The sequence below is a fragment of the Stenotrophomonas sp. SbOxS2 genome, from assembly GCF_013416715.1.
GTDB lineage: Bacteria > Pseudomonadota > Gammaproteobacteria > Xanthomonadales > Xanthomonadaceae > Stenotrophomonas > Stenotrophomonas lactitubi.
This window is the reverse complement of record NZ_JAAVXD010000003.1, coordinates 598,987-608,970: the sequence shown is the minus strand read 5'-3', so window position 1 is coordinate 608,970 and position 9,984 is coordinate 598,987. Positions and strand designations below refer to the sequence as shown.

8 protein-coding genes are annotated in these 9,984 nt (G+C 66.7%); 2 read left to right on the top strand and 6 right to left on the bottom strand.

What is annotated here, in order from left to right; all coding sequences use genetic code 11:
• Nucleotides 1–457 precede the first annotated feature (457 nt).
• Nucleotides 458–1,534 carry a rod shape-determining protein RodA gene (gene rodA / locus HFK18_RS07975; RefSeq protein WP_180165642.1) on the bottom strand — a complete coding sequence of 359 codons (1,077 nt, stop codon included), beginning with the start codon at nucleotides 1,532–1,534 and terminating at the stop codon, nucleotides 458–460.
• A gap of 423 nt (nucleotides 1,535–1,957) precedes the next feature.
• On the opposite strand from rodA (HFK18_RS07975), the gene HFK18_RS07970 reads away from it, so the two are divergent.
• Nucleotides 1,958–2,368, top strand: coding sequence for a hypothetical protein (locus HFK18_RS07970; protein ID WP_180165600.1), 411 nt, complete (start codon nucleotides 1,958–1,960; stop codon nucleotides 2,366–2,368).
• 269 nt (nucleotides 2,369–2,637) lie between these two features.
• Here HFK18_RS07970 and rodA (HFK18_RS07965) read toward each other — a convergent pair whose 3' ends face one another.
• The 5 genes from rodA (HFK18_RS07965) to HFK18_RS07945 all read right to left on the bottom strand — a co-directional run bounded on the left by rodA (HFK18_RS07965) (nucleotide 2,638) and on the right by HFK18_RS07945 (nucleotide 8,756).
• Nucleotides 2,638–3,750: a rod shape-determining protein RodA gene (gene rodA / locus HFK18_RS07965; RefSeq protein WP_180165598.1), complete on the bottom strand. Its 1,113-nt coding sequence runs from the start codon at nucleotides 3,748–3,750 to the stop codon at nucleotides 2,638–2,640.
• On the bottom strand, nucleotides 3,747–5,837 hold the full coding sequence (gene mrdA / locus HFK18_RS07960; RefSeq protein ID WP_180165596.1) for a penicillin-binding protein 2: 2,091 nt from the start codon (nucleotides 5,835–5,837) through the stop codon (nucleotides 3,747–3,749). The genes rodA (HFK18_RS07965) and mrdA overlap by 4 nt, the downstream gene beginning before the upstream one ends.
• Before the next feature lie 3 nt (nucleotides 5,838–5,840).
• Nucleotides 5,841–6,326: a rod shape-determining protein MreD gene (gene mreD, locus HFK18_RS07955; protein ID WP_099820622.1), complete on the bottom strand. Its 486-nt coding sequence runs from the start codon at nucleotides 6,324–6,326 to the stop codon at nucleotides 5,841–5,843.
• On the bottom strand, nucleotides 6,323–7,588 hold the full coding sequence (mreC, locus tag HFK18_RS07950) for a rod shape-determining protein MreC (RefSeq protein WP_180165594.1): 1,266 nt from the start codon (nucleotides 7,586–7,588) through the stop codon (nucleotides 6,323–6,325). Before mreC ends, mreD begins: the two co-directional genes overlap by 4 nt.
• 121 nt (nucleotides 7,589–7,709) lie before the next feature.
• Nucleotides 7,710–8,756: a rod shape-determining protein gene (locus tag HFK18_RS07945; RefSeq protein WP_025877255.1), complete on the bottom strand. Its 1,047-nt coding sequence runs from the start codon at nucleotides 8,754–8,756 to the stop codon at nucleotides 7,710–7,712.
• Between the two features lie 282 nt (nucleotides 8,757–9,038).
• Here HFK18_RS07945 and HFK18_RS07940 point away from each other — a divergent pair, with 282 nt between their 5' ends.
• On the top strand, nucleotides 9,039–9,977 hold the full coding sequence (locus HFK18_RS07940; protein WP_049463859.1) for a carbohydrate kinase family protein: 939 nt from the start codon (nucleotides 9,039–9,041) through the stop codon (nucleotides 9,975–9,977).
• Nucleotides 9,978–9,984 lie beyond the last annotated feature (7 nt).

Sequence of the window (9,984 nt, the reverse complement as noted above, 5' to 3'; positions counted from 1 at the left end):
AAAATGATCCTATCGAGTGTCCAAGTTGATTAGACCACCGCAATCCGTCCATGGAGGCTTGGCCGCGCCATCCATGGCGCGGACACCCCCGCGAACCCAATCCGCCCGGCCTCTGACGGTTTCCTGCGGCGTGCACCCACGCAAGGAGAAAAGAAGAGCTAAGAGCAACAGCGGGTCGCTGCGCTCTGAGCCGAGCGCGGGCTCGGCTCTACTGGAATCGTGGGCAACCGGCCATGCTGCTTTTGCTTTTGATCTTTTTTCTTCTTGCGTGGGTGGACGCCACAGGAACGTGTCCGTGGCCGGGTAGATGGGCTGCGCAGGGGCGTGAGCCGCATGGATGCGGCGACCGAGCTTACAGGGACGTACTTGCAGCGGCCCCTGCGCAGCCCATCTACCCGAGCCTCCTCATGAATTGCTTTGCGGCCACCCGCGAGGGGCTGCGCCGTTGGCTGGAAAGCTACGCGTGTACCGGCCGGTGCCCGCGCACCGCCATCACCAGACCGATGCCGGCCAGCAACGACACCGCCGAGGTGCCGCCGTAGCTGATCAGCGGCATCGGAATGCCCACCACCGGCAGCAAGCCGGAAATCATCCCGCCGTTGACCAGCACGTACACGAAGAACGCCAGGCCCAGGCTGCCGGCCAACAGCCGCGCGTGCGTGTCGCGTGCCTGCACCGCGATCGACAGGCAGCGCCAGACCACGAACAGATACAGTGCGAACACCGTCACCACGCCGATCCAGCCGAATTCCTCGGCCAACACCGAGAACGCGAAATCGGTGGTGTACTCCGGCAGGAAATCCAATGTCGCCTGCGTACCGTGGCCCCAGCCACGCCCCTGCAGGCCACCCGAGCCGATGGCGATGCGCGACTGCAGGATGTTCCAACCGGTGCCCAAGGGATCGGCGGCCGGATCCAGGAAGGTCAGCACACGGTTCTTCTGGTACTGCCGCAGCAGCCCGAACCACGCCAGCGGCGCAGCCACCGACACCGCACTCAGGCCGGCCACCACCCAGCGCCACTGCAGGCCAGCCAGCAGCAACGCAAACACGCCACTGGCCGTCACCAGGGTGGCGGTACCGAGATTGGGCTGCATCAGGATCAGCACCGCTGGCACCCCGATCAATACTGCTGCCGTCAGCACCGTGCGCGGTGACGGCGGCAGCGGCTGACGGTGCAGATACCAGGCCATCATCAACGGCAGGCTGAGTTTGAGCAGCTCCGAGGGCTGCAGGTAGAACACGCCGAGGTTGAGCCAGCGTTGCCCGTATTTACCGGTACCGATCACATACACCGCCATCAACGGAAGCATCGACAGCGCATAGATGGCAGGTGTCCACGCGCGCAGGCGCAGCAGCGAGACCCGCGACAGCAGCCACATCGCTAGCAGACCCATCGCAAAGCGCATCGCCTGCCCTGCCACCGGTCCGTTCACGCTGTGCAGCACCGCAAGGCCCGCACCCATCAGGATCAACAACGCCACCAGCAACGGCAGATCGATCGTGCGCACTGCCTCACAGCAGCCGCCAAGCATTCGTTTCCATTTCACCCGAGGCACGGTAGCAACCGGCGCTTTCGCGAAGCTGTCAGCGCTGTTTGTCGCTATCGGCACCGCGCGTGGCGGATGCCTTTGGCCTGCGGATTTTCCGGGTTTCAAACAATTCTGATTGGAGCCGCAAGGGCCCCGTGCACATCATGTAGTGCCACCGACAACGGGTGGCACGGGACTCCAATCCCGTTGACCCAAGTGTTGTTTACGCTTGCCAGCCGGCGTCGCTTTCTCCTTGTTGAGCGGCGTCGGCTGGCAATCCGTCCGTGCGTCTTTGGCGGACGGTGCGTGGAGGGCCTTGTGCCCGCCGGCGCTTTCACACTTGGTCACCGGTATTGGAGCCACGCATCGTCCGCCACCCTCGCATGCACGTGGGGTGGCCCTTGCCTACCGCACAAGGATGCCGCCATGTCCGCTTCCACCTACCCGCACCTGTTCGCCACGCTGGGCGAGGCCGCCCACCAGCTGCCGGACGACATCGCCCGCGCACTGGAAACCACGCTCACCGCCACGCAGGCCGCCAACAGTCCAGGCAGCCCTACCCTGCTGGACTGCCTGCAGCGCATCCGTCAGGTTGAAGCGGCGGATGGTCAGCCGTGGCCACACAAGGGGCGAACACAGGCGCAGTGCATGGCGATGGCGCGCATCGACCGCGCCAATGCCGGGCTGACCTTCCTGCTGGAACTGCTGCACGCCAGCGAACGCGTGCGCGTGGACGGCGACGACACGCAGCAACTGGGCGACGACGCCCGCGAAGGTCTGCTGCTGGCCTGCCGAGGCCTGTCGGAATATGTGGATGTGCAGTTGCAGGCGGCGTGATGCGTGCATTCCTGAGCCGAGCATGGCTCGGCACTACAAAGAGCGAAGCGACCCGCTTCCGCTCTGTTTTTCTCTTTGCGTGGGTGGCAACCGCAGGAAACTGTCAAAGGCCGGGCGGGGTGGGTTCGCGGGGGTGTCCGCGGCATGGATGCCGCGGCCAAGCCCCCAGGGATGGGTTCACGGCGTCCCCCGCGAATCCACCCCGCCCGGCCAACCACGGCTGTTCCTTTCAGCAACCACCCACGAGGGGCTGCGCCGATGGCTGGAAACTACCCATACCCGCCATGCACCGGATTGTGACGACGCACCGCCATCACCAACCCGAACCCCGCCAGCAGCGACACCGCCGACGTACCGCCGTAACTGATCAACGGCATCGGCACACCCACCACCGGCAGCAGGCCCGAGATCATCCCGCCGTTCACCAGCACGTAGACGAAGAACGCCAGGCCCGTTGCGCCAGCCAGCAACCGCGAGTACGAATCGCGCGACTGGTTGGCGATCCACAGGCAGCGCCCGATCACCACCAGATACAGCGTCAGCACCAGCGCCACGCCGATCCAGCCGAACTCCTCGCTCAGCACCGAGAACGCGAAGTCCGTGGTCTGCTCAGGAATGAAATTCAGGTGCGACTGCGAGCCTTCGCCCCAGCCCTTGCCATCGAAACCGCCGGAACCAATGGCGATCTTCGACTGGATGATGTTCCAGCCCGCGCCCAGCGCATCCATCTCCGGGTCCAGGAACATCATGATGCGGTCCTTCTGGTACGGCCGCAGCAGCCAGAACCAGGCGACGGGTGCGACCGCGGCCACACCGCCCACGCCCAACCCCACCCACCACCACGGGAGGCCGGCCAGCAGCAGCACGAACACACCACTGGCGGCGATCAGCACGCCGGTGCCGAAGTCCGGCTGCAGCATCACCAGCCCGGTCGGTACGCCGATGATCACCATCGCCACCAGCACCGTGTTGAAGCGCGGCGGCAGCGGCATCTTGTGCAGGTACCAGGCCACCATCATCGGCAGGCTGACCTTCAGCAGTTCGGCCGGCTGCAGGTAGAAGAACTTCAGGTCCAGCCACTGCCGGCCGTACTTGCCCGTGCCCAGCGCGAACACCGCCAGCAACGGAATCATCGAAATGGCGTAGATCAGCGGCGTGGCCGAGCGGATGCGCAGGATCGACACCCGCGAGATGCCCCACATCGCCGCCAGGCCCACGGCAAAACGCACGCCCTGTGCCATCACCAGGCCATCGCCGCCAGCGCTCTTCAACGTTGCCAGGCCGATCACCATCAGCGCGCCCAGGGCAAGGCACAGCAGCCAGTCGAGGCTGCTGAAGAACCGCTGCAGCATTTCGCCGGCCCAGCGCAGGAACTCCTTCATCGCGCAGCCTCCGCAGCAGGGGTCGGGCGCGTGCCGGCCGGCACGGTTGCCGCAGAAGGCGCACCGGGCGCAGGTGCCGGCGCAGGTGCCGGCACAGGCTCCGGCGCAGGAATACCGATCAGCACCGGATGCTCGGCCAATTGCGCGGCGGCGATATCGCCGGCCTGGCGTGCGCCCACGTCTTCATTGTCGAAGGCAGTCGCGCCGATAGCAGTAGTGCCGCGCTCGCTGTCCAGCGGCTGCATGCCCTCAGGCATCTTGCCCAGCAGCCAGGCATCGAAGATCTTGCGCGCGATCGGTGCGGCCGCCGCGCCGCCATAACCGCCGCCTTCCACGGCGATGGCCAGCGCGATCACCGGCTGCTCGGCCGGCGCGAAGCCGACGAACAGCGCACGGTGGCGCAGGTGCATCGGCAGGCTTCTGGGATTGACCGCGGCGGTGCCCTTGCGGCTGACGACCTGCGCGGTACCGGTCTTGCCCGCCATCGTGTACGGCGCGCCGGCCGCCATGCGTGCGGCGCTGCCGCCGGGAAGCATGGTGGCCATCATGCCTTCGCGCACGGCCTGAAGATTGTTCGGGTTGGGGCTGACCGGCTTGCTCGGGCCGGGCTCTGTCGCCACCCAGTCGCTGTCGAAACCAGCACGCTGCTGCATCACCAGATGCGGCGTGCGCAGCTGGCCATTGGCCAGGCCGCTGACACCACGGGCCAGCTGCAGCGGGGTGACCTTCCAATCGCCCTGGCCGATGCTGATGTTCACCGTGTCGCCGGGATACCACGCTTCCTTGCGGCTCTTCCGCTTGTAGGCCGGCGACGGCAGGATGCCGGAGATCTCGCCGGTCAGATCGATGCCGGTCGGCTGGCCGAAGCCGTAGTACTCCATGTAGTGGTCGAACCGCTCGATGCCCAGGTCCAATGCCAGCCGGTAGTAGTACGTATTGACCGACTGCGCGATGGACTTGCGCAGATCGGTCCAGCCGTGACCGCCACGGTGCGAATCGCCCCAGCCACGCGAGGTGCCGGGCAGGTAGAACATGCCGGTCGACAGCACCTTGTCCTCCGGACGGCGAACGCCCGAATCGAGGCCGGCCAGGCCGATCAACGGCTTCAGGGTGGAACCGGGAGCGACGCCGCCGAGTACCAGTCGATTGAACTGCGGGCGCGACGGGTTGTCGTTCAGCGCCTTGAAATCAGCATGCGAGATGCCGTTGACGAACAGGTTCGGGTCGTAGGACGGCAGGCTGACCATTGCCAGCACTTCACCGGTTCGCGGGTCCATCGCCACCGCCGAGCCTTCCTGATCGCCGAAGGCGGCCACCATCGCCCGCTGCAGGTCGGCGTCGATCGACAGACGCAGGTCGGCGCCGGACTGCGCGGCGACGCGGCCGATGGTGCGGATCGCACGGCCCTGCACGTTGGTCTCGACCTGCTCGTAGCCGACCTTGCCGCGCAGTTCCTGCTCGTAATAGCGCTCCAGGCCAGACTTGCCGATATGGGTCAGCGCAGCATTGCCTTCGCCGAGGATCTCAAGATCCTTGTCGTCTACGCGGCCGACGTAACCGATGATGTGCGCGAACAGGTCGCCATAGGGATAGCGACGGGTCAGGTACGGTTCCAGCTCGACGCCGGGAAAGCGCCAGCGGTCCACGGCGAAGCGCGCCATTTCCTCATCGCTCATGCGCAGCTTCAGCGTGACCGGCAGGAACTTGCGGCGCGCCTTGCGCGACTTGTTGAACGCTTCCAGTTCTTCCGGGCTGATCTGGATGATCTTCGCCAGCCCTTCCAGGGTGGCATCCATGTCCTTGACCTTGTCCGGGGTGACATCCAGGCGGAACGCCGGCACGTTCTCGGCCAGCAGGCGGCCGTTGCGGTCATAGATCATGCCGCGCCCGGGCACCACCGGCCGCGGCTTGATGCGGTTGGCTTCGGATCGGGTGGCGTAGATGTCGTGGTCCAGCACCTGCAGCTTGAAGTACCAGCCGCCCAGGCCCAGCAGGCAGACCAGCACGCCGAAGAAACCCAGCGCCGCGCGGCGCCGGAACTGTTCGGCTTCGGCGTGCGGATTCTTGACCTGGCGGCGCGGCAGCATGGCTCAGCGCCCGCGCTTGCCGAAGCGCACCGCATCCAGCAGCACGAACACCAGCGGCCACAGGCCCATGCCGAGCAGCGGTGCCCACCAGTACGACCACGGCAGGGTGGGCTCGCCCACCATGATGTGGACCAGCGCGCTGACGATGCGGTCGTTGAACAGCAGGCCGCCGATGGCCAGCATCTGCTGCGACATCGGGAAGAAGCGGATGCGCGCGCGGAAGCGCTGCAGGATGAAGGCCAGCATCACCAGCCGCAGCGCCTGTTCGCCCAGCACCCCGCCATACAGCAGGTCGGCGACGACGCCGCTGGCGAAGGCGATGCCGAGGCCGACGCGTTCGGGCGCTTCGATCACCCAGTAGGCCAGCACCAATGCCAGCCAATACGGACGCAGCGGCTGCAGCAGCGCCGGCAACGGCAGCAGGCCCAGCAGCAGGGCCACCACCACGCTGGCCGGCAGCACCCAGCGGTTGTCGCGAAGGCGGCTCATCGTTGCGCCTCCGGTGTGGCCGGTTGCCGGCCAGCGGCCGGCACTACCGTGGAGCTGCCTGGAGTGGAGCCCCCTTGTTGTTCAAGGGGGTGCGCCAAAGGCGCGGGGTTAAGGGGGGATGCGGGGGCAACCGGCGTCGCCGAAGGCGAGGACGGTTGCCGGCCAGCGGCCGGCACTACCGGGGAGCCGGCTTGGGGAGAGCCCCCCTCTTGTTGAGGGACGCGCGCCGAAGGCGCGGGGGTGAGGTGGGATGCGGGGGCAGCCGGCCTCGTCGCAGACGAGGACGGTTGCTGGCCAGCGGCCGGCACTACCGGGGTGGGCTGCGTACCTGCAGGCGTGGTGCCGCTCGGCAGCGCGGTGGCATCGGCAGGGCCACCGGGAGCACCCTGTTCCATCTGCAGGCGCAGGTTCGGCGGAATGCGGATCGCAGCGCCCGGGCGCAGCAGAAGCACGTCGCGGCCGCGATCAAGCTGCGCGGCCGGCTTCAGTTCCCCCACCAGGAAGGCATGGGTGTCGTCCGGGCGCAGGCCGGTGATGGTGCCCACCGGGAATCCCGCCGGGAAGCGACCGCCAAGACCAGACGTGACGATTTCATCGCCCACTTCCACACCAGCGCTGAGCGGGATGTCGCGCAGTTCCAGCTTGTCGCCGCGGCCGTAGACGATCAGGCGCACGCCGTTGCGGGCCACGGTCACCGGCACCGCGTGGTCGGGGTCGGTCAGCAACAGCACGGTGGAGCTGCCCGCAGTCACGTTGATCACCTGGCCCATCAGGCCGCCGGAATCGATCACCGCCTGGCCGACGTGCACGCCTTCGCGGCTGCCGGCATCCAGCACCAGGCGCTGTTTGACCGGGTCCAGGTCGATGTCCAGGATCGGCGCCAGCTGCACGTCCAGGCCACTGCGCTCGGCCACGTTCAGCAGTTCGCGCAGCTGGGCGTTGTCCAGCGCGGCGGTCTGCAGACGGGTCAGGCGGGCGTTGGCCAGCAGCAGCTGGTTGCGCAGCTCGCGGTTCTCGGTCACCAGCTGGCCGTGGCTGGCCGCGGTGTCGCGCACCTGTCCGCCGAGTTTGCCGGGCAGACCGGCCAGGGCCCACACCGGCTGCACCAGGCTGTTGGCCTGCTCGCGCAGACGCGCCAGCCAGCCGGCCTGGTCGTCGAGGACGATCAAGGTGATTGCCAGTGCGAGATAGGCCAGCAGCCGCAGCGGGCTGGCGGCATCACCGGATCGGGAAGCGACGGGAGGTCCGGCGTAGGGCGGCACGGCAGCGATTCAACTGGCAGAAGGCGGAAGGGAAACACGCGGGCGCCCCGCCGGTGCCGACCCGCCGATGTGGCGGGCCGCACCCCGGAGGGGCGCTGCGGGCGCAGGCAGCCGGGACGGCTTATTCCGGCGCAAAGAACTCGTTGCCGTGCATGTCGACCAGTTCCAGCGCACGACCGCCACCGCGGGCCACGCAGGTCAGCGGGTCGTCAGCCACCTGCACGTGCAGACCGGTTTCCTCGGAAATCAGGCGGTCCATGTCGCGCAGCAGGGCGCCACCACCGGTCAGCACGATGCCGCGCTCGGCGACGTCGGCGCACAGTTCCGGCGGGGTCTGTTCCAGTGCCAGCTTGACCGCGCTGACAATGCCCGACAGCGGCTCGTGCAGCGCTTCAAGCACTTCGTTGGAGCTGATCTTGATCATCTTCGGCACGCCCTCGGCGAGGTTGCGGCCGGAGATTTCCATCTCGATCGCTTCCGCCTGCGGGTAGGCACAGCCCAGTTCGACCTTGATGCGCTCGGCGGTGGCTTCACCGATCAGCATGCCGTGGTTGCGGCGCACGTAGTTGGTGATCGATTCGTCGAAGCGGTCGCCGCCGATGCGTACGGAAGCGGAATAGACGATGCCATTGAGCGAGATCACCGCCACTTCGGTGGTGCCGCCGCCGATGTCGATGACCATCGAGCCACGGGCCTCGGTGACCGGCATGCCGGCGCCGATCGCGGCCGCCATCGGCTCTTCGATCAGGAACACGTCACGGGCACCGGCCTCCTCGGCCGATTCCTTGATCGCGCGGCGCTCGACCTGGGTCGAGCCGGCCGGCACGCAGACCAGCACGCGCGGGCTCGGGCGCAGGAAGCGCGACTTGTGCACCTTCTTGATGAAGTGCTTGAGCATCGCCTCGGTGTAGGTGAAGTCGGCGATGACGCCGTCTTTCATCGGGCGGATGGTGGTGATGTGGCCCGGGGTACGGCCGAGCATCTGCTTGGCCTCGGCGCCAACGGCCGCCACCGACCGGGTACCACCAATGGCGCGATCCTGGCGCACCGCGACCACGGACGGCTCGTTCAGCACGATTCCCTGCCCACGCACATAGATGAGGGTGTTGGCCGTGCCCAGGTCGATGGACAGGTCATTGGAGAACATGCCGCGCAGTTTCTTGAACATCTGGGAGTTGATCCTGAGGGGTGTCGCGCCCAACGCGGGATGGCGAAAAAATGGGCAGAAATCGAGGTCGACAAGCCTAGCAACCTGCCTGCCGCCGAGCAAGGAGAAATCCAGCTGAACCCGCGCCTTCACAGGCTTTCGGCCTGATCGGGCATCACCCGGTTCTGGCCCTGAGCGGCACCAGCGGGTAACCTTTGCGCCGTCGGGCGCCCAAGGGCGCCGTTTGCTTGCCTGCCGAAGTGGGCCGGCCCATCCCAAAATTCACCGCATAGGCTTACATCGATGTCCGCTCTGATCTGTGGTTCTCTTGCCTTCGACACCATCATGGTGTTCCCGGACCAGTTCAAGAATCACATCCTGCCGGACAAGGTGCACATCCTGAACGTGTCGTTCCTGGTGCCGCGCATGCGCCGCGAGTTCGGCGGCTGCGCCGGCAACATCGCCTACAACCTGCACCTGCTGGGTGGCGATCCGATCCCGATGGGCACGGTGGGTTCGGACTTCGGCCCGTACCGCGAGCACTTCGATGCACTGGGCATCGACCTCACCCGCGTGCGCGTGATCGACGAGCTGTTCACCCCGCAGGCGTTCATCACCACCGACCACGACAACAACCAGATCACCGCCTTCCACCCGGGCGCGATGATGCGTTCCTACGAAAACCACGTGCGCGACGTGCCGGGCGTCAGCCTGGGCCTGGTCGGCCCGGACGGCCGCGAAGGCATGATCCAGAACGCGCTGGAATTCCACGAAGACGGCGTGCCGTTCATCTTCGACCCGGGCCAGGCGATGCCGCTGTTCAATGGCCCGGAACTGCGCGAGTTCATCGAGCAGGCCGATTACGTGGTGGTCAACGACTATGAGTCGAACCTGCTGCAGGAACGCACCGGCTGGAACGAAAAAGAGATCGTCAGCCGGGTCAAGGCCTACATCACCACCCGCGGCCCGAAGGGCGCGGTGATCCACACCCCGGAAAAGAGCTACGACATCCCGCCGGCGCACGAGCGCCGCGTGGTCGATCCGACCGGCTGTGGCGACGCCTTCCGCGCCGGCCTGATCTACGGCATCCAGAAGGGCTTCGACTGGCTGACCATCGGCCGCATGGGCAACCTGATGGGCGCGCTGAAGGTCGAGCACCCGGGCACCCAGAACCAGCGCTTCACCTTCGATGAGTTCAACGAGCAGTTCAAGCAGCAGTTCGGTTACGCGTTGAGCGTGTAACCAAACT

What these genes read in the sequence shown, in the direction of transcription:
- rodA (WP_180165642.1), bottom strand. Translation starts at nt 1,534, where the DNA reads ATGCTTGGCGGCTGCTGTGAGGCAGTGCGCACGATCGATCTGCCGTTG.
- HFK18_RS07970 (WP_180165600.1), top strand. Translation starts at nt 1,958, where the DNA reads ATGTCCGCTTCCACCTACCCGCACCTGTTCGCCACGCTGGGCGAGGCC.
- rodA (WP_180165598.1), bottom strand. Translation starts at nt 3,750, where the DNA reads ATGAAGGAGTTCCTGCGCTGGGCCGGCGAAATGCTGCAGCGGTTCTTC.
- mrdA (WP_180165596.1), bottom strand. Translation starts at nt 5,837, where the DNA reads ATGCTGCCGCGCCGCCAGGTCAAGAATCCGCACGCCGAAGCCGAACAG.
- mreD (WP_099820622.1), bottom strand. Translation starts at nt 6,326, where the DNA reads ATGAGCCGCCTTCGCGACAACCGCTGGGTGCTGCCGGCCAGCGTGGTG.
- HFK18_RS07945 (WP_025877255.1), bottom strand. Translation starts at nt 8,756, where the DNA reads ATGTTCAAGAAACTGCGCGGCATGTTCTCCAATGACCTGTCCATCGAC.
- HFK18_RS07940 (WP_049463859.1), top strand. Translation starts at nt 9,039, where the DNA reads ATGTCCGCTCTGATCTGTGGTTCTCTTGCCTTCGACACCATCATGGTG.